This window comes from Pseudoalteromonas sp. NZS100_1, assembly GCF_015864285.1.
GTDB classification, from domain to species: Bacteria; Pseudomonadota; Gammaproteobacteria; order Enterobacterales; family Alteromonadaceae; genus Pseudoalteromonas; species Pseudoalteromonas arctica.
In genome coordinates this window covers 115,080-136,952 of sequence record NZ_JADYXN010000010.1, presented here as the reverse complement: position 1 = coordinate 136,952, position 21,873 = coordinate 115,080, and the positions used below count along the sequence as shown (strand labels likewise).

The window sequence follows — 21,873 nt, the reverse complement described above, 5'->3', positions numbered from 1 at the left end:
GCTTAAGTTACAAGCCATCCTGGAAGGCTACGATTTAGCAAAATCTCTTGAGCCAGACTTGTGATCAAGAGACAGCTATTGGGGCTTTTTACTTACTAGTGTTTACTTCTATTGCTCAAAACTACAAGAGTTAACTAATTTTTACGGTATATCTCATGCTCAATATCGTAAATATTTACGCTTAAACTGTCTGATGCTCTGCAGTATGTTTTTAAGCATGAAAGTAGCAGTTCGCTTAACATTTGTTTTTGCTCAATTGAGCGTCCCGCTAAAATATGTACCGCGATATGTATAAACCCTGATTTTCCTGCGCCAAGTTGATATTGCTGATAAGCAATAGCGCGTGTTTTGATGGTTTCTAATTCAAATAAGTTACTTTCGAAAGCGGTAGTGTGAATTTTTTCTACCAGTACTTGTGGTAAAACAGGGAGGTCTTCTGAGTGTTCAATAATAATGTGCGGCATTTAGGCGTTTCCTATTATGAGTTACTGCATGAGCGAGAGTTAATTGTATCAAATACAACAGGGTTCGCTAAACCCTGAGCTATCTAAAATCTTTACTTTAAACTAATTTAGTCGTATTTATTTTTGATGTTAGTATAAAAACAAACAGGTGAACCTTCGCTTAGTAACGTAGGTGCCAAGTTACTTATATATTAATTAAGGATAAGTATGAAATTACCACAAAAATTTAAACGTTTAGCTTTACTTACAGGTGCAGTTGTTACATTAAGTGCTTGCTCTGACGATGTTGCATCGGTAAGTCTGGGGTTATTTACAACTAAGGATGTTGTGGTTAATTCGCAGCAAGATCCAATCCTTGAAGGCGTTACTTGTCATATTAGTCATATAGAGGCTAATTTGGACTTTTCTGATCCCTCTGATATGTCTATAGCATGTCGTCAAACGGGTCCTATTACAGCGCAGCAGCTACAAAAAATAGACCGCAGTAAATCAGGTGAAGTGATATTCAAATCATCTAAAAGTATATTATTTAAATCACTAAAAGTGCGCCGTATTTACGATGCTGAGAATCGTACTTTATTGTACTTATCGTATTCAACTAAAGAATCCAGTGGTAGCCACCACCATGCACTATCAACAGTGCCGCTATACAATACTCAAGCGTGGGATTGGGCACTTACACAAAAAAACTAAACTAGCACTAAAACTTATAAGAGCACCTTATGTTAGCTTTATTTAAATCGGCACCTTTATTGGAAGATCAAGAGCAGCAATGGCTTATTGATACATTTATTTGGGCTGTAGAAAATTTTGATGCAGAGTTTTTTACAAAGCACACTCAAATAATACTGCCAACGGCCACTTTTTTCCCTGATTCGGTATCGAGCATTGAGGAAATGGCGAGTAATGTTTTTACCCGGGTTACTAATTACGCGGGTATGAATGCATGGCCTATTCAATTAGTCGCACCTCAGCAGTTACAACCGCAAGTTTTTCCGCACTTTGAATTTAGTGATGGAATACGTGGCGAAGGCAGCCATCTAATTGTGCCGCCAAGCCATAAGGTCAGTATCTCTTTTAATCCTAATCAGATTAATCAGCCACAAGATTTAGTGGCAAGTTATGCGGGTACTCTGGCCACCATACTTATTCATCACGTTGGGGTGCTACCGCCAGGAGGTAGGGAGTATTTACCACAAGCTGCCGACGCACTTGCCTGTTTTTTAGGATTTGGTGTGATGATGAGCAACACGGTGTATCAGTTTAAAGGCGGTTGTGGCTCTTGTTATAATCCATACGCTAACCGTGAAGCTAAGTTAAGTGAAACACATACGGTATTTATGCATGCCCTGATTAGCTACTTTAAAAACGATAAAGTGTCTAAAAAGCATTTAAAGCCGCATTTACGTGGTCAGTTTAAAAAAGCGCAAAAAGAAATTAAAGCATTGGTAAATAACTCGGCTAACCCGCTGTTATTAGCTTATTCGCCAAACTAGCAAGGATCTGCGTGGAATACTTAGATGAATTTTTACTGATTGTTATTGCTCATTTTTTTGCAGTAGCAAGCCCAGGGCCCGACTTTGCCGTAGTACTTAAGCAAAGTGTGCAACAAGGAAGGCGCAATGCATTGTGGACAAGCGCCGGTGTTGGCGCTGCTATTTTACTGCACGTTGCCTATTGCGTTTTAGGTGTTGCGCTTATTTTAACGCAATCGCCTAGTTTATTTATGGCGCTTAAGTATCTTGCCGGTGCATATTTAGCTTATTTAGGCGTACAAGCACTCAGAGCTGCAAAACCTCCAGCAAGTAATGAAGGCGAGGCTGCAAAAGATGTTGAAAAAAAAACCGTCCAAGAAGAATCCGTTTGGCTTGCTTTTAGGCGCGGCTTTTTCACAAATGCATTAAACCCAAAAGCCACGTTATTTTTTATGTCATTATTTACACTCGTGATTAGCCCAACAACACCGACTAGCGTACAGGTCGGTTACGGTGTGTACATGGCATTGGCTACTTGGGCGTGGTTTTCAATGCTTTCAATAATACTTTCTAGAAATAATGTAAGGGGTTTTTTCCAACAACGCGGTTATTGGTTTGACCGTGGAATTGGCGTTATTTTAATTGCTCTTGCAGTACGTGTTGTTATTTAACTTATTTAAAAAGTACAGGAGATAAAATGCCGTTATATAATTTTTCGTTTGGCTCCAATATGTCATCTAATCGTTTGTTAGCGCGCTTACCTAATGTAAAGCGTGTAGGAACAGCGGTACTTAAAGGTTACGAGCTAACTTTTGATATGCTATTTAAAGATGGCTCTGGCAAATGCAGTATTTGCCCAAGCGATAAAGAAGGCGCGCTGGTTTACGGCGTTATTTATGAGCTTAATGAAGATGAAAAAGTTATTTTAGATGGTATTGAGGGCGTAGGTTACGACTGCGTAGATATAGCCCCAACGCTTCTAACGGGTGAGACTGTAACTGCACATTGTTATATAGCTAATACCCATGACAGCGATGTACTCCCATACGATTGGTACATAAAACACGTTCATCGCGGATCACTTGAAGCGGGCGTACCAAAAGAATACAGTGATGCGATATTAAATCGCGCACAAAAAAGCGATACCAATCAAGAGCGCGCAGCAATTGAATTTGCAGTTCATCAAAAATAATAAAATAGGATTGATATGAAATTAACCAAACTTGCCGCAATTGCACTACTAGCAGGCACTTCGTTTAGTAGCTGGGCACAAGTTGATACCAACAAAATTGACGACGTTATTAAAGCGTCAATGGCGCGTTTTGACGTACCCGGTATGGCAGTCGCCATTGTTGAAAACGATAAAGTAATATTTGCTAAAGGCTTTGGTGTAACTAATCTCGATACCAACAAAAAAGTAAACAAAGACACCTTGTTTGGTATTGCTTCAAACACGAAAGCGTTTACAACAGCAGCGCTTGCCAAGTTAGTTGATGAGGGGAAGTTAAGCTGGGATGACCGCGTAATTGATCATTTACCAGAGTTTAAATTATACGACTCATACGTAACACGCGAAATGCGTATTCGTGATTTATTAAGTCACCGCAGTGGGCTAGGGCTTGGGCAAGGCGATTTAATGATTTGGCCAAGTACCGACAAGTCAGTTGATGAAATTTTAGCGGGATTACAGTATTTAAAACCAGCGAGCAGTTTTCGTAGTAAATACGCTTATAACAACTTGATGTTTGTTACCGCTGGTGAGGTGGTTGCACGTGTGTCGGGTATCAGCTGGAACGATTACATCGAAAAAAATATATTACAGCCGCTGCACATGGATAACTCACGCGCGGGATTTTCACGTATTCCAAAAAGTAATAAAAACTGGGCGACAGGTCATATTCCTATGGATGGCACGCTTCATCCATTTTTTGTGAATTACTTAGAAGATTTTAGAGGTGCAGGTGCCATTGCTTCAAGTGTAAGCGATATGAGCCAATGGCTTCGTACGCAATTAGCAGGCGGTAAAATGCCAAGTGGCGAGCAGCTGTTTAGCGAAAAGCAACAAGCGCAAATGTGGCACCCACATATTACGTCTATGGCGTCTAAAAGTGCGTTTGAATCGTATCATCAGCAGTTTAGGGGTTATGGGTTAGGTTGGAGTATTGAAGACTACCACGGCTTTAAAAAGCTAGGTCATGGCGGTGGTATTTTAGGGATGGTATCGCAAGTTACTTTATTGCCTGAGAAAAAACTCGGTATTGTTATTTTATCTAATCAACAAGCTTTCGGTGCACTTTCGGCAGTAACCCATGAAGTACTTGAAGATGCACTTGAGCTCGAAGATAAAGACTGGGTAGAGGATTTAGCTAAAAGTCATTTTGAAGGTAAACAACAGGCGTACGCTAATGCAAAACCAGAAGCCCCCGCTGACTACCAACCACAATTACCAAACATTAATTACACCGGTACATTACATGATGATTGGTATGGCGATGTAATTATTGAGCAGCTTGATAGTAAATTGCATATTGATTTTACGCATACTAAGCGCTTAAAAGGCACACTTGAGCATTACACTGGTAATACATTTATAGTTAAGTGGGATGAAAAGCTGCTTGAAGCGGATGCGTTTATTCGTTTTGAAATGAGCTCACAAAACCGTGTAAACAGCGCTAAAATGCGTGCAGTATCAACACAAATTACCGACTTTAGCTTTGATTTTAGAAACCTACATTTAAAAGCAAAATAGCTAATAACATTGATATTCAAGGTATCGATATTTAAAGTATCGATATACACCAAAGTCGCAAAGCCACCCGTCGGTGGCTTTGTTATATTAAGCATTCAATTTACTTTGGCTAGGAGCATTTTATGCGTACTGCAGTTATTTCACACCCTCATTGCCGTAAACATAAAATGATAGACGACCATCCTGAGTGCCCAGAGCGCTTAGATGCAATTACCGACAGGTTATTAGCCAGCGGTGTAGATGTTGGCTTAACACACCTGCAGGCACCTAAGGCCGAGCGTGAGCATTATTTACTTGCTCACGATGAGGCTTTAGTTAAACACGTAGAAACTACACTACCAACCGAAGGACTCGCTAATTTAGATGGCGATACGTGGTTGTGCCCCGATTCGTTTAAAGCGATTGAGCGGGCAGTAGGTGCCGGATTGTTAGCTGTTGACGAAATACTTGCTGATAAACTCGATGCTGCTTTTTGTTCTGTGCGCCCGCCAGGGCATCATGCTAATAAAGATTCATCATCTGGGTTTTGTGTGTTTAATAACTTAGCTATTGCCGTTAAGTACGCTCAAAGCAAAGGGGTTAAGCGCATTGCGATTGCTGACTTTGATGTACACCATGGGAATGGCACACAAGACATTTTTATTGATGACGAAAACGTACTGCTTTGTTCGTTATTTCAGTATCCGTTTTACCCAAATACAGCGGTTAAAAATAATAGTCATATAGTTAATTCACCTCTGCCAATTGCTAGTAATGGCGACGACCTAAAAGAGGTGTTTACTGGGCAATGGTTACCAAAATTAAAAGCGTTTAAGCCTGAATTACTTTTTATAAGCGCAGGGTTTGATGCACACCTAGAAGATGATATGGCGAGCTTAAAGTTTGTAGAGGATGACTACATTTGGCTTACCGAGCAACTATGTGGTGTTGCTAAAGAGGGCGGCTGCAAAGGTGTTATTTCGTACTTAGAAGGTGGCTATGCGCTATCAGCTTTAGGTCGCAGTGCTGTAGCGCATATAAAAGTGCTTACTGAGGTTTAAATAAAGAGAGTGTTTATAGCCCTAATAAATCAAACGCCTGCGCTGTGCTTAGGGTTTTGATTTTACCAAGGCAGCATTGTCCTTCATTTAATAAGTAAGCTGTAACAAACTGTGCTAGTTGCTCGCCATTCAATTCAGGGCAAGCAGTGCCTTGTAAATTAAGGTAGTCACCTTGCTTATTAAGTACTCGCACATCGCTTAGTTCACTTTGCATAACGCTGTGTAAGCACTCTTGTTGCTCTTGTTGGTTATGGGCTATCTCAAGCTCATTATAAATAACCAATAACTGTGGATAGCTGTTTAACATAGCCCGTTAGCCTACGGTTACTTCATAAGACGTAAATTTACGAATATTAATAACGCCTTTTTCAAAAATTAAGTACTGGCCTTTAATACCTTGTAAAACACCACTTACAACAGGGTCTTTATCAAAGTTAAATGAGCTGATTTTTGTTGGGTATTCGGTTACTGGAAAGTTTAAATCAACTACATCTTCATCAAGTTGTTCTATTGCTGTTGCGCCAAATAATTCACTGAGCTCGTTTAGCTTTTCACTAATTTGTGGGATCAGCTCGGCTGCAGCTGCTTTTAAGTCAATTGCTTCGTTTTGACCTTTTAGCATATTGCGCCAATTCGTTTTATCGGCAATAAATTCAGCCAATGCAACTTCCACTAAACCTGATTGCAGGCGAGTTTGCACTTTAAAAATAGGTAATGCCTGAGTCGCGCCTTGATCAACCCAACGAGTCGGTATTTGTGTGTGGCGGGTAATACCTACTTTTAACCCAGAGGTGTTAGCGAGATATACATAGTGTGGGATCATGCAGTTTTCTTCGCCCCACAGTGGCTCTCGGCAAGTGCCTTGATCGTAGTGGCAGGTTTCTGGTTTCATAATACACATATCGCAACTAGCGAGCTTGCGCATGCATACAAAACAGTGACCTTGAGAATAGCTTTTTTTGGTTTTTTTACCGCAGTTAGAACATAAAATAGTGCCACTAAAGGTAAGCGTAAGCTCCTTACCTATAAATGCATTTAAGTCTACTAGGTGTTCACCTACAGGTAAGTGATATTGTACTGGTTCGGTTAAGCTCGATTTTAATTTACGCAGTGTGCCTTGCATCTTTACTTGGCCCCTAAAGATGTTAAAAAGAGGAGTCTAACATTTTTAAGCTATATTGGCTTTTTAAGAAGTGTAAATAGTCGGTGTAAGGCAGTGCTTTTGCGTATAAATAACCTTGGGCGTAGTCAGCGTTCATATCTTTGAGTAAGTGATGGATTTCCTGGGTTTCTACCCCCTCAATTGTTATTGATAAATTGAGGTTATGCGCCATATCAATGGCTGTTTGTACAATAACCTGGTGAGTAGGGTTATTAGGTAAATCAAAAACAAATGACTTATCTATTTTAAGTTCACTAAAGTGATAATTGACTAAGTAGCTAAGTGACGCATAGCCTGTCCCAAAGTCATCCAGTACTACTTTAATACCTAATGCGGTTAGCTCATCAACTAACTTTATAAGTGCATCTTGGCTATCTACGAAGGCCGATTCGGTTAGTTCAAATTTAAGTAACTGTGCCGGCACTTGGTATTTAATTAAAATATTTTCTACTTTTTCGGCTAAATTATTTATAGTTAAGTTTTTAGCGCTTAAATTTACGCTAATTGTGTGCTCGTTATAGCCATTTTTTGTAAGCTTGACTATGTCTTTACAGGCTTGCTCTATTACCCACAGTGTTAGCTCGTTAATAATGCCTGTGTGCTCAGCAAGTATTATTAGTTCTTCAATTGATAAGTTGCTGTAAGTTGGGTCGGGCCAACGTAATAAAGCTTCAGCACCACTTACGTGGTTACTTAATAAGTTTATTTGAGGTTGGTAATAAAGTGCCAGTTGATTTGTTTTGATGGCTTGTTGCAGCTTAGCGGCTAGAGCAACGTCCATCATTAGATTATTACCGTTTGACGATGACCCAACTTGATTAACGCTACCTTTTGCTTTTTTAAGCGCTAAATAACCACGCTTTAACCAATATTCAAAGTCGTTACTCTTACCTGCACTACTAATACCTATACTGTAACTAAGCTGCAGGTTTAGCCCTTTAATTTCATATTGTTTTGGTAGGCTGCTAATTATTTTAGTCAGTAGTGCTTCTAGCATTTCTTGGTTTTGTGTTTTAGTAGAAATACAGGCAAATACGCCACTGCTTAAATCGGCTAAGCGTGGGCTGGTGTTTAAATCTGTTTCGAGGTTTGTAAATTCGCGTTCATGGCTGAGTTCTAATTCAAGCTCTTTGGCTACATGCTTTATAAGTGTGTAGCCCTGAGAAGAGGTAATAATTGTATTGAGCGAATTAAAGTGACGTATTTTTATTAAACATAAAGTTGTTGAGCGGTTTTGGCTTTGTAGCGCCATAAATGCTTGTTTTAGCTTGGAGCTATTAAGTAACTTTGTTTGTTGTGTGTGCGTGGCATGGTAAAGCGCACGTTCGCGCTGATACCTTACTCGGTCAGCTAACGCCATTGCCATTAAAATAACTTCGCACAAAATAGCCATTAAAAAGGCATGGCGGGAGGTAAAGCTATAAGCCAAAAAGCCAGTGAGCTCCATAGGCTGTATTACCGCACCAAATATCAGCGGTATCCACGAAAGTACATAAAACTTAGCCCACCTAAAGCCGCTACGTAGCTTGTTATAAATTAAAATAATACAAACAACGTATAAAAGTGCCATTACACAAAAAAACAACGGGGCTGCAATGTACTCAGGAATAAATAGACTAGCTATAGCCATTACTGACATAAACAAAAGCAGTTTTACGCTCATTTTGTATCGCCAGCAATTGTCCTTGTGATAGCGTAAAAACATAGTACAAAAGGCGAGAGTGAAAAATGATATTGCGTAGTTAAAAAATATGACTTTTTCGTGAATATATAACTGCCATTGCACTGGCCATAAATAAAATCCAAAACCAAGGACTGCACCCAATAAGGTTAACGCACTAATGATATAGCCAATATAAATTAAATAAACACGGTCTTTTATGCCAAAATAAAGCACCAAGTTATAAAGCGCAGCCATCAATAGCACGCCTACAAAAATACCCCAGATCCCAGTTTGAGAGCGCACTAAGTCAATAAACTCTTTATCACGATATAAGTTTACAGGTGTTTTACTTATGCCGACTGTGTCTATTTTCATTACTAGGCGCTGTGACGATTTTCTTTCTACTAAAAAACGAATATGCGGTACGCTGTATTCAAACAAAGAGAGGGCTTCTTCTTTATCGCCGAGTTTGTATGTTTCAATTAGTTTGTTGTTTTTATCGAGGCGATACACCGTAAGGTGATCGACCATAGGGTTGTCAAAATGTGCCACAACATTTTGCTTGTTAAGGCTTTTATTTTCTAAATCAAGAAACAACCAATAGTTTTGCTGGCTAAAACTCCATGGAACACCTGAAAATGGTTGATGAGTAAGTAATTCAGGTTGGTTAATGATGGTATCGAATGTTTTAGTTTTGGTTTCGTCAATATAGTAGGCGTAATCGAGGTACATTGGAGCCGTTTTATCAATTGTATATCGTGTAGGCACGACAAGGTTTGATGCCAATGTACTGATTATAAAAAATATAAATATCAGTATGGCAACAGCAATTGCATGGTAACGTAAAGTTCTTAGTTCCAACGTTAATTTACTTTTAAAAAACCTTTTAATTAGTGTAGCACTAAAAAAGCGCAGATAAACTGCGCTTTTGTAGTTAAATTAACTGGTTATACCAATGAATAGGTATTACAGGCTATTGCTCGCGTGCAATAGCACGGTAAGCTATATCAGTACGATATTCCATACCATCCCAGCTAATATGTTTAACAAGCTCATAGGCGCGCTGCTGCGCTTGCGTAACAGTGTTACCAAGTGCTGTTGCGCATAATACGCGACCGCCTGCGGTTACAACGTCATTGCCACTTTGCTTAGTACCCGCATGAAACACTTTTTCACCCGCAGGGTAATCAACTTTTAGCCCCGAAATTGCATCACCTTTAGGGTAATCACCAGGGTAACCTTTAGCTGCAAGTACAACACCAACGGCTGCGCGTGGGTCAAACTTAATCGTTGTTTTATCAAGTTCTACACGGTTAGCAGCTTCAATCAATTCAACTAAGTCTGATTGTAAACGTAGCATCATTGGTTGAGTTTCAGGGTCGCCAAAGCGACAGTTGTACTCAATTACTTTAGGGGTACCTGTTTCGTCAATCATCAAACCTGCGTATAAAAAGCCGGTGTACGGATGGCCTTCGCTTGCCATGCCTTCTACCGTAGGGTAGATCACTTCGTTCATAATACGCTGGTGGATTTCATCCGTAACAACTGGCGCAGGTGAGTATGCACCCATGCCACCCGTGTTAGGACCGGCATCGCCATTGTAAGCGCGTTTATGGTCTTGACTGGTAGCAAATGGTAATACGTTTTTGCCATCAACCATTACAATGAAAGACGCTTCTTCACCCTCTAAAAATTCTTCAATAACAACACGACTTCCCGCATCGCCAAAAGCATTACCCGCAAGCATATCGCGAATAGCATCTTCGGCATCGGCTTCCGTCATTGCTACAATTACGCCTTTACCTGCAGCTAAACCATCTGCTTTTACAACAATTGGCGCGCCTTTTTCTTTTAAATAAGCTAGGGCTGGGTCAATTTGTTCAAACGTTTGATAATCGCCTGATGGAATATTGTGGCGTGCTAAAAAATCTTTAGTAAACGATTTAGAGCCTTCAAGCTGGGCTGCGCCTGCCGTTGGGCCAAAAATAGCCATGTTATGTTCACGAAACTTATCAACAACACCCAGTACTAACGGTATTTCTGGACCTACAATAGTAAGCTCTACCTTATTTTGCTGTGCAAAACTAAGTAAACCCTCTAAGTCGTCAACGTTTATTGCTACGTTTTCAAGTTTTGGTTCAAGTGCAGTACCTGCATTACCAGGGGCTACAAATACAGTATTTACTTTGGTGTTTTGAGCGGCTTTAAACGCAAGTGCGTGTTCGCGGCCGCCGCTGCCAATGACTAAAACATTCATGGCGAAAATTCCTATTTAAAGCGGTTTCTTAAATTTCAGCGTCATGCGGTCGCTTTCACCAATGGCTTTATATTTGTCAGCATCTTGTTCGCCGAGTCTTAAGCTTGGTGGTAGCGTCCATACACCTTTAGGGTGATCGGCTGTATCTTTTGGATTTGCATTTATTTCACTGCTTGCTACTAATTCAAACCCAGCTTGTTTAGCAAGGTCTACTACGTAGCTCTGCTTCATATAACCTGATGTTTTTTGATCTTCGTCAGCACGTTCTTCAGCTAAACGGTGTTCAACTAAACCTAATGTACCACCTGGTTTAAGGGCTTTATAAAAAGCTTGGAATGCACTTAATGCACCGCTTTTATCTTTGCCCATATACCAGTTATGCACATTACGAAAAGTTAAAACCATATCGGCACTACCAGCTGGCGCAATATCTAAATGTGTTACAGGTGCAAACTCAGTAATTTTAACGCTACTAAAGCGCTCATCTTCAGCTACTTTTTGTTTAAAGCCCGCAAGAGAGCGTTGGTAGTAGCCAACTGATGAATCAGCAGGAAAGTGCGCGGCATAATAAGTGCCTTGCTCTTTTAGTGCTGGCGCTAAAATTTCACTATACCAACCACCGCCTGGCGCAATTTCAACAACCGTCATAGTTGGTTTAAAGCCAAAAAATGCAAGTGTTTGAGCCGGGTGACGATATTCGTCACGAACGCTGTTTTTAGCGCTACGTTCGCTTGATTGAAGTGCATGCTCAAGGCTCGATTCGTGGTTATGGCTAAGCGCCATAGTCGATGTCATCGTTAGTGTGGCTACAAGTAGCGATTTTAGCGCAAATTTCATTGTTTGTTCCTTCACATTATAATTTTAAATAGGTTATTGAATAATCAGAATACGTGAATTTATAGCAAACAAAAAGGGTTAAACCAACGTTTAACCCTTTGTGTGATTAGTGGCGGAAATGGCGCATACCAGTAAGTACCATTGCCATGCCAGCTTCATCAGCAGCTGCAATCACTTCTTCATCACGCATTGAGCCACCTGGCTGAATTACCGCAGTAATGCCAGCGGCTGCTGCTGCGTCAATGCCATCACGGAATGGGAAGAACGCATCAGACGCCATAACTGAACCTTTAACTTCAAGGTTTTCGTCTGCAGCTTTTATGCCTGCAATTTTAGCTGAGTATACGCGGCTCATTTGGCCTGCGCCTACACCAATGGTCATACCGTCACGGGCATAAACAATTGCGTTTGATTTAACAAACTTAGCGACTTTCCAGCAAAACAGTAAATCTTTAAGTTCTTGCTCTGTAGGTTGACGTTTAGAAACAACTTTTAAGTCGCCTTGCGTTACCATGCCTAAATCGCGGTCTTGAACTAAAATACCGCCGTTAACGCGTTTAATATCTTGGCCAGCTGCTTTACCTGTCCACTGTCCACATTCTAATAAACGAACGTTCTTTTTAGCTTCAACAATTTTTGCAGCGTCGCTCGAAATACTAGGTGCGATAATTACTTCAACAAACTGAAGATCAACAATTGCTTGTGCAGTTGCTGCATCTAGCTCTCGGTTAAAGGCAATAATGCCACCAAATGCTGATGTAGGGTCTGTTTTAAAAGCGCGCTCGTATGCTTGTAGAATATTGTCCCCAATTGAAACACCACACGGGTTAGCATGTTTTACAATTACGCACGCAGGTACGTCAAATTCTTTAACACATTCAAGTGCTGCATCGGTATCTGCAATATTATTAAATGACAGTGCTTTACCTTGCAGCTGAGTTGCTGTTGCAACTGATGCTTCAGCAATGTCACTTTCAACATAAAAAGCAGCATCTTGATGTGAGTTTTCACCGTAACGCATATCTTGCTTTTTAGTGAACTGCATATTGATAGTACGTGGGAATTTAGTCTCTACAGCAGCTTCCTCGGTGTAATCAGGAACCATTTTACCGAAGTAGTTAGCAATCATGCCATCGTATGCGGCAGTGTGCTCGTAAGCTGCAATCGCTAAGTCAAAACGTGTTTTATATGTAGTAGAGCCATTATTGTTTTGCATTTCACTAATAACACGGTCGTAGTCACTCGCGTTTACCACGATTGTTACGTCTTTGTGGTTTTTAGCGGCTGCACGAACCATTGTAGGGCCGCCAATATCAATATTTTCAATAGCATCTTCAAGGCTGCAGTTTTCTTGAGCGACTGTATTCGCAAAGGGGTATAAGTTAACTACAACTATGTCGATAGCAGAAATGTTGTTATCTGCCATTACGCTTTCATCTTGTCCGCGACGGGCTAATATGCCGCCGTGAATTTTTGGGTGAAGAGTTTTTACGCGACCATCCATGATTTCAGGGTGGCCTGTGTGATCTGATACTTCAGTCACTTTTATGCCGTTATCAGCAAGTAGTTTACATGTACCGCCAGTTGATAATATATCAACGCCTTGCGCTTCTAGTGCGCGGGCAAATTCAACAATACCGGTTTTATCAGACACACTTAATAGTGCGCGACGAATGGGACGATGAGTATCCATTGTAGTTTGATTTCCTCAGTTAATGAGCTAGCTTAGAAGCGGGCATTTTAACTGATTACAACTCAAAAAACGACTTATAAAGCGCTGATGAGGGTGAGCATTTTGCAACTCGGCTATTAAACTACGGGCATAAAAAAAGCACCCTAGGGTGCTTTTTTAATAATTAGCTGTGATAAATCACAGCCAGCATATTAGTTCATGCCGTATTTTTTAAGCTTTTTACGTAAAGTACCACGGTTGATACCTAGTAAAATTGCTGCACGAGTTTGGTTACCACGTGTATATGTCATCACTTCTTCAAGTAATGGCGCTTCTAGCTCTGAAAGAACAAGGTCGTAAACGTCTTGCACATCTTGACCGTTAAGCTGCTTTAAATAGTGGTGAACAGCTTTTTTTACTGCATCACGCAATGGCTGCGGTTTCTCGTGTGACTGAACATGAGGGTTAGTGATAAATGGAGAAGTCACGTTTTGTTCGAACATTATTAAGTCTCTTTCTTTCTTAGTTAGCTGCTAGTGTTTTAAAGTATTGCTCTAATGCGACGACCTGTGCTTGTGGGTTGTCGAGCGCATTAAATACTCGCCTAAACTGACCATCACTGTCATGGGTTTGCAAATACCAAGATACATGTTTGCGAGCAATTCGCGCTCCCATTGGCTCACCGTAAAACAGATGGAGGTTTGTTAAATGCTCCATTAAAATACTGCGCACCTCTGCAATAGCAGGCGGCTGTAAGTGTTCCCCAGTTCGCAAATAGTGGTCTATCTCCCTAAATATCCAAGGGCGACCTTGGGCGGCTCGGCCAATCATAATGGCATCTGCACCCGTATAGTCTAAAACCTGTTTTGCTTTTTCTGGTGATGTAATATCACCATTGGCAACAACAGGAATCGACACTGAACGTTTTATATCCCTAATCGTGGCGTACTCAGCATCACCTTTGTACATACATGCGCGCGTACGCCCATGTACAGCAAGTGATGCAATGCCATAACGTTCAGCTATTCTCGCAATCTCTACACCATTACGGTTATCCGGATCCCATCCTGTACGGATTTTAAGTGTCACAGGTATATCAACAGCATTAACGACTGCATCAATAATCTCTTCCACAAGTTCAGGAAACTGTAATAAGGCAGAGCCTGCGAGTTTCTTGTTCACTTTTTTTGCTGGGCACCCCATATTGATATCTATGATCTGTGCACCGTTAGCAACATTGAATTGTGCGGCCTGCGCCATAAGCTCAGGATCTGCTCCTGCAATTTGCACAGCGCGTATACCCGACTCACCGCTGTGATCCATACGGTTCATCGACTTTTCCGTTTTCCAAACCTTAGGATTAGACGATAGCATTTCAGAAACAGCTAGCCCTGCGCCTAAACGACGGCAAAGTTGTCTAAATGGTCTGTCTGTAATGCCAGCCATTGGCGCGACAATTACATTATTCTCAAGTTGGTATTTACCGATACGCACTATATTCAATAGGCCTCTTTTCAAGGGGCGCTAAGTTTACGGTTTTTTTCACAAAAATCAAAGGCTATAAATTGAACAAAAGTAACTTTTTTTTGCCCTTTTCGTATTGACATTTGATAACCACATGACAAGTAGGTTGATTTGTTTGAAATTTATACAAGTTTTATTTTTTACACAATAATCAGAAAACTTTTAATATGTAAAAAAATAGTAAAGCCTGTTAAATACAGGCTTTACATGCAGGTTTTGAGTTAATGCTCTAAATTTGGTTATGCAGTTTATTACGCTTTTTTAGTGCCACTTACTCGAGTCCAATCACCTTCAACGGCAATGTCATCTAGTTCAATAAATGGTGCATAAATATCAGCAACTGATTGTGCTTGTTCTTCTAAAATACCCGACATGGCAATTTTTCCACCAGGCTTTAGTAAACCTAAAATTACACTGTGCAATTCGCGAAGTGGCTGGGCTAATATATTTGCCACTACTATGTCGGCGGTAAACTCAGGTTGGTTTTCTGGAAGGTATACTTCGAGTTTGTCTGCAACGCCATTACGGTTAGCATTATCGAGGCTTGCCTCAAGCGCTTGAGGATCAATATCAATCCCAATCATGCGCTCTGCGCCTAGTTTTATAGCTGCAATACCTAAAATGCCTGAGCCACAACCAAAATCAACAACCGTTTTACCTGTTAGATCTTGGCTTTCTAACCACTTAAGACATAAGGCCGTTGTTGCATGTGTGCCCGTACCAAAAGCAAGGCCAGGGTCAAGCAGTACATTTACTGCATCAGGATCTGGAATGTCGCGCCAGCTTGGACAAATCCATAGCCTTTCACCAAATTGAATAGGGTGGAAGTTATCCATCCATTCACGTTCCCAGTCTTTATCCTCAAGCTGCTCTATTTTGTATACTAAATTGTCTTTTAGTTCATCATGGCGTTTCAATAACGCAACGACTTCATTCATATCGTGATTAGCTTCAAACAAGCCAATTACTGTTGTATCAGCCCAAAATACAACGGTGCCAATTTTGGGTTCGTAAATAGGGGTGTCTTTTGCGTCAATAAAGGTTACTGAAGCACTACCCGCTTCCATTAATAGGTCACTTACTGCATCTGCTGTTGCAGCATTGGCGTTAATACGAATTTGGATCCAAGCCATGATTATTTCCTTCAAATAGAAAAAAGGCCGCTATAGCGGCCTTTTTAGTTTATATAGTAGCGCTAAATTATTTAGCGTCTAAAAAGCTTTTCAGTAAATCTGAGCGAGAAGGGTGGCGTAATTTACGCAGCGCTTTCGCTTCTATTTGACGAATACGTTCACGTGTTACGTCAAACTGTTTACCTACTTCTTCTAAGGTGTGGTCGGTATTCATATCAATACCAAAACGCATACGTAGTACTTTAGCTTCACGGGCTGTTAGGCCTGCAAGTACATCGTTAGTTGCGCCACGAAGAGACTCCATTGTTGCCGAATCGATTGGCGAATCAATAGTTGTATCTTCGATAAAGTCACCTAAGTGAGAATCTTCATCATCACCGATTGGTGTTTCCATTGAAATTGGCTCTTTAGCAATCTTAAGTACCTTACGGATTTTATCCTCAGGCATCATCATGCGTTCTGCTAATTCTTCTGGATTTGGCTCACGACCCATTTCTTGTAACATTTGACGAGAAATACGGTTAAGTTTATTAATCGTTTCAATCATATGTACTGGAATACGGATTGTTCTTGCTTGGTCAGCAATAGAGCGAGTGATTGCTTGACGTATCCACCACGTAGCATAAGTAGAGAACTTATAACCACGGCGATATTCAAACTTATCAACTGCTTTCATCAGACCAATGTTACCTTCTTGAATTAAATCCAAGAATTGTAAGCCACGGTTTGTATATTTTTTAGCAATTGAGATTACAAGACGTAAGTTAGCTTCAACCATTTCTTTTTTCGCACGGCGTGCTTTCGCTTCACCAATGCTCATTCGACGGTTAATGTCTTTAATACGCTCAATGCTTAAACCTGTTGTTTGTTCAATAACAGATAGTTTATTAATGCTACGAATGATTTCTGGCTTAACTTCTTCAAGTTTAGCTGAGTATTTTTCGTTACCTGAAATTTCTAAATCAACCCATGAAGCGTCAGTTTCGTTATTAGCAAAATGCTTAACGAATGTTTTCTTCGGTAATTTAGCAATTTGTACAGCTTGTTTCATGATTAGACGTTCTTGAACGCGAACACGATCCATCATTTCACGCATGTTATTTACCATGCGGTCAAACTGTTTAGGTATTAATTTAAAGGTTCTGAAAAGCTCACCAATTTCAAAAATGGCGGCTTGTGATTCAGGATGCGAACGACCTTTAGCTTCAAACGTATCACGTGCTTTATTGTATAAATCACGTAAATTTTCAAAATGAATGCGCGCTTCTTCAGGATCTGGCCCTGTGTCTACTTCTTCTTCATCTTCGTCATCGCTATCAGCATCATCTTTGTCATCTTTATCGTCATCAAGTTGCTTAGCACTTAATTCTGAACCGATATTAGTTGCTGAAATTGGCGCTGTATCTTCATTAGGATCGATAAATCCAACGATGATATCGCTTAAACGCATTTCTTCAGCTTCAAACTTATCCCACTGCTCTAGCAGGTAAGTGATTGCTTCAGGGTACTCTGCAACAGAAATCTGTACTTGGTTAATGCCTTCTTCGATACGTTTAGCGATTACAATTTCGCCTTCACGTGTAAGAAGTTCAACAGTACCCATTTCACGCATGTACATGCGAACCGGATCCGTTGTACGGCCGATTTCTTTTTCTACAGTCGCAAGGGCTGCAGCGGCAGCTTCAGCTGCGTCTTCGTCTGTCGTTGTTTCTTGCATCATTAATTCATCAGCATCAGGCGCGTTTTCGCTAACCTTGATACCCATATCATTAATCATGCTTATGATATCTTCTACTTGATCTGAGTCTATAATGTCTTGTGGAAGGTGATCATTTACTTCTGCAAAAGTTAAGTAGCCTTGCTCTTTACCTTTTTGAATCAGAAGTTTTAATTGTGACTGAGGAGTTGGATCCATAGAGATTGTTTCTTCCACTCTGATAAGTTGATACAACAGGCGCCATCATGTAGTTTGCATTAAAGCCAACTAGAATAATGTGACGCAGTGAATAGCACAGTATAACAGTTTAAATCAATTTTGACTAGGGTCTGTTGGCCTTTCAGGATTAAAGTTTGTTCTATCCAAGGGTGGTTTAATCGCGGCGCCAGGTTTGTAACCTAGTGGGCTAAGTCAAAACCGGGCAACAAAGAGTAAACCTCCCTTGGGACGAACCCAAAGGGCAGCGCGTGTTCGGCATTTATGCTGCGTTATCGCCTATTTATGTGGAATAACCACACTACATAGGCTCTGCCTTGTCTAAATACCAAACACACTGCTGTAAACTTAACCTCGAAAGATAAACAGACCCTAACTGTTAGTGGCTTTTAACGCTGTCATTAACAAATGACACTCAAGTCTTTCGTCGCTACTAAGGCCTTGAGTCTTGTCCTTTATTAATAGGGTCTCGAGTCGATAATTTAAACACTGATCTTCAATAAACTTGAAAGTATTTTTAAAAACCGTCTCTAAACGCTCTTCATTTATGTCGTGTTGCCACGTTGCAAGCTTGATTAAGGGCTCGTAATCTTCAGTTCCTCTAAAAAATTCGAGTAGTTGCGCTGTGGTAATGCTTTCTTTTTCTAAAGCTTGCTCTTGTAAGCGTAATAATAGCCCTATACCAGCAATATTCATTTGTGCGAGTTCAGGTAAATATGGCACATTTTTAGCTAAGTTAGGGTGTTGAATTAAAATACCAATCGCTTGACGCATTGGTGTTATTTTAAACTTACGTTCAATCGAATGCTGTTGCTTTGGTGTTTTCAAACGGTTATTTAATTGCTCACGTGTTCTTCCGATTAAACGCCCTAATTGTTCAAGAATGTTTTCTTGATAAAATTCACTTGGGATTTTTTCAATTAATGGAAGTGCTGCACTGAGTAATTTAGCTTTTCCTGAGTCGAGTGTTAAATCAACTTCTTGGCTTAATTTATTAAACAATACCTTGGTAAAGTCATCTGCTTGGCTTAGGCGCAATTCGAATTGCTCCTTACCTTCTTTTTGTACAAGAGAGTCTGGGTCTTCGCCATCGGGTAAAAAAGTAAATTGCAGTGCTTTACCATCATTTAAATAAGGAAGTGCGTTTTCAAGCGCTCTCCAAGCTGCATCACGGCCAGCTCTGTCGCCATCGTAACAACAGATTACTTTATCTGTTGTTCTAAACAGCGTATGCATGTGCTCGCTTGTTGTTGCGGTACCTAGTGATGCAACGGCATATTCAATCCCTTGCTCGGCTAGGGCAACAACATCCATGTAACCTTCCACAACCATTACATGCTCAAGTTTTTTATGGGCTTGCTTTGCTTCATAAAGTCCGTATAGCTCAAAGCCTTTATGAAAAATTCGGGTCTCTGGCGAATTTAAATATTTTGGCCCTTGGTCGGCTTGCATTACACGCCCACCAAATGCAATAACGCGTCCGCGTTTATCGCGAATAGGAAACATTAATCGGTCGCGGAAAAAATCAAATTGTCTGCCTGGTGTTTTTTCTGAAGCTAGCTTTAATTCAACTAATTGCTCTTTTTGTTCTTTATTACGGCCAAGCTGAAGACATAATCCATCCCATTCGCTGGGAGCGTAGCCAATCATAAACTTTTTAACTGTTTCACCACTTAAACCACGGCCTTTTACATATTCAATAACGGCGGCAGAATTACTGTGGTGTTTTAATTGGTGCTGATAAAAGCGCGCAGTATGAAGCATTAAATCGTAATCAGAGCGCTTTTGCGCAGCAGTACGTTCTGGTGCTGAGTTTGTGCCCTGTTCTCGAGGTACTTCTAAGTTAAGCATGCTTGCTATTTCTTCAATAGCATCTACAAACTCAAGCTTTTCATACTCCATTACAAACGAAATAGCATTACCATTAGCACCACAACCAAAGCAATGATAAAACTGTTTGTCTTGCGATACGGTAAATGAGGGCGATTTTTCGTTATGAAATGGGCAGCAAGCTTGATAATCCTTACCTGCTTTTTTTAGACCTACTTTTGAGTCTATCAGGTCGACAATATCGGTTCTGGCAAGTAAATCGTCTATAAAGTTACGTGGGATCTTTCCAGCCATTAGTAAAATACAGTCCTGAAATAATAAGAAGAATAACGAATATGAAATTTACTTTTTTATACTTGCTTGATGCAAAGTATAGCGTGCTTTAACTTACCAAAATGATAGCAAAATAAATAGGGAAGCTATAAAAAATTTCATTTTAAAGTAACCTAGTAGGTGTACTTTTTATCAAAGTTAAAAACAAAGAAACCGAGCGCAAGGCTCGGTTCACTTCAATCATACTTTAATGTATGTGGGAGTATTAGGCAGTTAATCGTTGCTTAATTAAACCAGAGATTTTGCCCATATCGGCACGACCTTCGGCTTTGCTTTTGATTATACCCATTACTTTACCCATGTCTTGCATACCTGCTGCGTTAGTATCAGCAATAGCCGCATCAATGAGAGCAATGATTTCTTCTTCACTCAATTTTTGAGGTAAGAAAGTTTCAAGTGCCACTATTTCATTGGCTTCAATATCAGCTAAATCATCACGCCCAGCATCTTTGTACTGAGTGTAAGAGTCACGACGTTGTTTAACAAGCTTCACTATAACGGAGGTAATACCTGCGTCGTCTAGTTCTATACGCTCGTCAATTTCACGTTGCTTGATTGCAGCAAGTACCATACGAATAGGGTTAAGACGTAATTTGTCTTTAGCTCTCATCGCATCTTTTTGCGCATCTTTTAGCGTTATTAAAAGGCTCATTTATACAAGACCTAATATATTAGTATAATTTAACGCGACGTGCGTTATCACGAGAAAGTTTTTTCATGTGACGCTTTACTGCAGCAGCTTTTTTACGCTTACGCTCAGCTGTTGGTTTTTCATAGTGCTCGCGACGACGAACTTCTGAAAGGATTCCTGCTTTTTCACATGAACGCTTGAAGCGACGAAGTGCTACGTCAAACGGTTCGTTCTCTCTTACTTTAATTACTGGCATTAAAAATTCACCTACCTAAATTATGAGCGTTGCTCAAGTTGATCAAACATTGATCAAGTGGTTCAAAAATGGTGCGGTATTGTAATCCGAAGCAACACCACATGTAAAGGACAATATTAACAGAAACGCATCATGTAAAACAGTATTAATTTGATTGGCGCTGGTAGAGTTTGCAAAACACTTGGCCTGCCTTTTTTTCTTTAATTAACAACCAGTTGCTCGGGTTCTTGAAGGTGGTTAACTCTGTTTCTACTTCAACATAAATTAATGCATCATCGCTTAACCATTGGTTTTTTTCTAATAAATCGCAGGTTGTTTGCGCTAAATCTTTACGAAATGGTGGGTCAACAAATACAAGATTAAACGCTTCGTTTGTGTTTTTTTGCTCTAAAAAGGAGAGTGAATTAGTATGTTTAACGTATGCGTTGTCGAGCTTTAAAGTGCTAATGTTTTGTTCTAATTGCTTGGCAGCTGACGAGTCGAGCTCGATAAATGTGGCGTTTTTAGCAAATCGAGATAGCGCTTCAAATCCTAACCCACCAGAACCTGCAAAACAATCAAGTACATTTGTGTCACGCGTATCTTGCATTAGCCAATTAAATACAGTTTCTTTAATTCGATCGGTAGTAGGTCTTAAGCCTTCTACATTTTTAACAGGGAGTTTTCGGCCTCGAAATTGGCCACTAATCACTCTAATAAAGCCATCACTGGGCTTGTTAGTAGCTTTATTTTGCGTTGTTTTTTTTCTCATTTAGCTCACTAAAAAATGGTATATGGTATCTAGCTCAGATAATATTATGGGTGATTACGTGTAGCTTCATTTTTCAACCGTATTAAAAGTGTTACTATTGAACACTTACGTTTTGAATGGTTGTATTTATTAGCAACTATTGCTGGGCATTGCCAAGCTATTT

21 protein-coding genes are annotated in these 21,873 nt (G+C 40.2%); 6 read left to right on the top strand and 15 right to left on the bottom strand.

Going from position 1 to position 21,873, the window contains the following annotated elements; genetic code table 11:
• Positions 1-134: 134 nt before the first annotated feature.
• Positions 135-464 (bottom strand): 5-carboxymethyl-2-hydroxymuconate Delta-isomerase, encoded by a 330-nt coding sequence (locus I6F66_RS09305; RefSeq protein WP_002957818.1) that lies wholly within the window; start codon positions 462-464, stop codon positions 135-137.
• A 207-nt stretch (positions 465-671) separates the two neighbouring features.
• Here I6F66_RS09305 and I6F66_RS09300 point away from each other — a divergent pair, with 207 nt between their 5' ends.
• The 6 genes from I6F66_RS09300 (at position 672) to I6F66_RS09275 (ending at position 5,728) form a co-directional block, all read left to right on the top strand.
• On the top strand, positions 672-1,157 hold the full coding sequence (locus I6F66_RS09300) for a CreA family protein (RefSeq protein ID WP_010553378.1): 486 nt from the start codon (positions 672-674) through the stop codon (positions 1,155-1,157).
• Positions 1,158-1,186: 29 nt separating this feature from the next.
• A complete protein-coding gene (locus I6F66_RS09295) occupies positions 1,187-1,960 on the top strand; it encodes a hypothetical protein (RefSeq protein ID WP_165725125.1) in 774 nt (257 codons plus the stop codon).
• An 11-nt stretch (positions 1,961-1,971) separates the two neighbouring features.
• Complete coding sequence (locus tag I6F66_RS09290; RefSeq protein WP_165727125.1) at positions 1,972-2,610, top strand: LysE family translocator; 639 nt, start codon at positions 1,972-1,974, stop codon at positions 2,608-2,610.
• Between the two features lie 26 nt (positions 2,611-2,636).
• Positions 2,637-3,131: a gamma-glutamylcyclotransferase family protein gene (locus I6F66_RS09285; protein WP_007586500.1), complete on the top strand. Its 495-nt coding sequence runs from the start codon at positions 2,637-2,639 to the stop codon at positions 3,129-3,131.
• 15 nt (positions 3,132-3,146) lie between these two features.
• Positions 3,147-4,688 carry a serine hydrolase gene (locus I6F66_RS09280; RefSeq protein ID WP_197175837.1) on the top strand — a complete coding sequence of 514 codons (1,542 nt, stop codon included), beginning with the start codon at positions 3,147-3,149 and terminating at the stop codon, positions 4,686-4,688.
• Between the two features lie 122 nt (positions 4,689-4,810).
• Entirely contained in the window at positions 4,811-5,728 is a 918-nt protein-coding gene (locus tag I6F66_RS09275) for a histone deacetylase family protein (protein ID WP_166376403.1), read from the top strand.
• Positions 5,729-5,741: 13 nt separating this feature from the next.
• On the opposite strand, the gene I6F66_RS09270 is transcribed toward I6F66_RS09275, so the two are convergent.
• From I6F66_RS09270 to rsmD, 14 genes are all read right to left on the bottom strand, one after another.
• Positions 5,742-6,035, bottom strand: coding sequence for a hypothetical protein (locus I6F66_RS09270; RefSeq protein ID WP_165727127.1), 294 nt, complete (start codon positions 6,033-6,035; stop codon positions 5,742-5,744).
• A gap of 6 nt (positions 6,036-6,041) precedes the next feature.
• Positions 6,042-6,851 carry a DUF2797 domain-containing protein gene (locus tag I6F66_RS09265; protein WP_197209138.1) on the bottom strand — a complete coding sequence of 270 codons (810 nt, stop codon included), beginning with the start codon at positions 6,849-6,851 and terminating at the stop codon, positions 6,042-6,044.
• Positions 6,852-6,873: 22 nt separating this feature from the next.
• Positions 6,874-9,414: an EAL domain-containing protein gene (locus tag I6F66_RS09260; protein ID WP_197175841.1), complete on the bottom strand. Its 2,541-nt coding sequence runs from the start codon at positions 9,412-9,414 to the stop codon at positions 6,874-6,876.
• 112 nt (positions 9,415-9,526) lie between these two features.
• Positions 9,527-10,810 carry a phosphoribosylamine--glycine ligase gene (gene purD / locus I6F66_RS09255; RefSeq protein WP_197209137.1) on the bottom strand — a complete coding sequence of 428 codons (1,284 nt, stop codon included), beginning with the start codon at positions 10,808-10,810 and terminating at the stop codon, positions 9,527-9,529.
• A 15-nt stretch (positions 10,811-10,825) separates the two neighbouring features.
• Positions 10,826-11,647: a class I SAM-dependent methyltransferase gene (locus I6F66_RS09250; protein ID WP_007586523.1), complete on the bottom strand. Its 822-nt coding sequence runs from the start codon at positions 11,645-11,647 to the stop codon at positions 10,826-10,828.
• Positions 11,648-11,753: 106 nt separating this feature from the next.
• Positions 11,754-13,340: a bifunctional phosphoribosylaminoimidazolecarboxamide formyltransferase/IMP cyclohydrolase gene (gene purH, locus I6F66_RS09245; RefSeq protein WP_197140921.1), complete on the bottom strand. Its 1,587-nt coding sequence runs from the start codon at positions 13,338-13,340 to the stop codon at positions 11,754-11,756.
• Between the two features lie 191 nt (positions 13,341-13,531).
• On the bottom strand, positions 13,532-13,822 hold the full coding sequence (fis, locus tag I6F66_RS09240) for a DNA-binding transcriptional regulator Fis (protein WP_002957804.1): 291 nt from the start codon (positions 13,820-13,822) through the stop codon (positions 13,532-13,534).
• A gap of 19 nt (positions 13,823-13,841) precedes the next feature.
• Entirely contained in the window at positions 13,842-14,813 is a 972-nt protein-coding gene (gene dusB, locus I6F66_RS09235) for a tRNA dihydrouridine synthase DusB (RefSeq protein WP_010553368.1), read from the bottom strand.
• A 281-nt stretch (positions 14,814-15,094) separates the two neighbouring features.
• Positions 15,095-15,976 (bottom strand): 50S ribosomal protein L11 methyltransferase, encoded by an 882-nt coding sequence (gene prmA, locus I6F66_RS09230; protein WP_010553367.1) that lies wholly within the window; start codon positions 15,974-15,976, stop codon positions 15,095-15,097.
• A 67-nt stretch (positions 15,977-16,043) separates the two neighbouring features.
• The gene (rpoD, locus tag I6F66_RS09225) at positions 16,044-17,891 is read right to left on the bottom strand and encodes an RNA polymerase sigma factor RpoD (RefSeq protein ID WP_007586533.1); all 1,848 of its coding nucleotides are present in this window, start codon (positions 17,889-17,891) and stop codon (positions 16,044-16,046) included.
• A 390-nt stretch (positions 17,892-18,281) separates the two neighbouring features.
• Positions 18,282-20,033, bottom strand: coding sequence for a DNA primase (dnaG, locus tag I6F66_RS09220; RefSeq protein ID WP_007586534.1), 1,752 nt, complete (start codon positions 20,031-20,033; stop codon positions 18,282-18,284).
• 244 nt (positions 20,034-20,277) lie between these two features.
• Entirely contained in the window at positions 20,278-20,724 is a 447-nt protein-coding gene (locus tag I6F66_RS09215; protein ID WP_024590610.1) for a GatB/YqeY domain-containing protein, read from the bottom strand.
• Between the two features lie 19 nt (positions 20,725-20,743).
• Positions 20,744-20,959, bottom strand: coding sequence for a 30S ribosomal protein S21 (gene rpsU / locus I6F66_RS09210; RefSeq protein WP_002957797.1), 216 nt, complete (start codon positions 20,957-20,959; stop codon positions 20,744-20,746).
• 145 nt (positions 20,960-21,104) lie between these two features.
• Entirely contained in the window at positions 21,105-21,710 is a 606-nt protein-coding gene (rsmD, locus tag I6F66_RS09205; RefSeq protein ID WP_166376409.1) for a 16S rRNA (guanine(966)-N(2))-methyltransferase RsmD, read from the bottom strand.
• Positions 21,711-21,873 lie beyond the last annotated feature (163 nt).

Excerpts from the sequence above, each read along its gene's own strand:
- I6F66_RS09295 (WP_165725125.1), top strand. The coding sequence starts at position 1,187 with ATGTTAGCTTTATTTAAATCGGCACCTTTATTGGAAGATCAAGAGCAG.
- purH (WP_197140921.1), bottom strand. The coding sequence starts at position 13,340 with ATGGATACTCATCGTCCCATTCGTCGCGCACTATTAAGTGTGTCTGAT.
- dnaG (WP_007586534.1), bottom strand. The coding sequence starts at position 20,033 with ATGGCTGGAAAGATCCCACGTAACTTTATAGACGATTTACTTGCCAGA.
- purD (WP_197209137.1), bottom strand. The coding sequence starts at position 10,810 with ATGAATGTTTTAGTCATTGGCAGCGGCGGCCGCGAACACGCACTTGCG.
- prmA (WP_010553367.1), bottom strand. The coding sequence starts at position 15,976 with ATGGCTTGGATCCAAATTCGTATTAACGCCAATGCTGCAACAGCAGAT.
- rsmD (WP_166376409.1), bottom strand. The coding sequence starts at position 21,710 with ATGAGAAAAAAAACAACGCAAAATAAAGCTACTAACAAGCCCAGTGAT.
- I6F66_RS09285 (WP_007586500.1), top strand. The coding sequence starts at position 2,637 with ATGCCGTTATATAATTTTTCGTTTGGCTCCAATATGTCATCTAATCGT.
- I6F66_RS09270 (WP_165727127.1), bottom strand. The coding sequence starts at position 6,035 with ATGTTAAACAGCTATCCACAGTTATTGGTTATTTATAATGAGCTTGAG.
- I6F66_RS09300 (WP_010553378.1), top strand. The coding sequence starts at position 672 with ATGAAATTACCACAAAAATTTAAACGTTTAGCTTTACTTACAGGTGCA.
- I6F66_RS09275 (WP_166376403.1), top strand. The coding sequence starts at position 4,811 with ATGCGTACTGCAGTTATTTCACACCCTCATTGCCGTAAACATAAAATG.
- I6F66_RS09280 (WP_197175837.1), top strand. The coding sequence starts at position 3,147 with ATGAAATTAACCAAACTTGCCGCAATTGCACTACTAGCAGGCACTTCG.
- fis (WP_002957804.1), bottom strand. The coding sequence starts at position 13,822 with ATGTTCGAACAAAACGTGACTTCTCCATTTATCACTAACCCTCATGTT.
- I6F66_RS09265 (WP_197209138.1), bottom strand. The coding sequence starts at position 6,851 with ATGCAAGGCACACTGCGTAAATTAAAATCGAGCTTAACCGAACCAGTA.
- rpsU (WP_002957797.1), bottom strand. The coding sequence starts at position 20,959 with ATGCCAGTAATTAAAGTAAGAGAGAACGAACCGTTTGACGTAGCACTT.
- rpoD (WP_007586533.1), bottom strand. The coding sequence starts at position 17,891 with ATGGATCCAACTCCTCAGTCACAATTAAAACTTCTGATTCAAAAAGGT.
- I6F66_RS09305 (WP_002957818.1), bottom strand. The coding sequence starts at position 464 with ATGCCGCACATTATTATTGAACACTCAGAAGACCTCCCTGTTTTACCA.
- I6F66_RS09215 (WP_024590610.1), bottom strand. The coding sequence starts at position 20,724 with ATGAGCCTTTTAATAACGCTAAAAGATGCGCAAAAAGATGCGATGAGA.
- I6F66_RS09250 (WP_007586523.1), bottom strand. The coding sequence starts at position 11,647 with ATGAAATTTGCGCTAAAATCGCTACTTGTAGCCACACTAACGATGACA.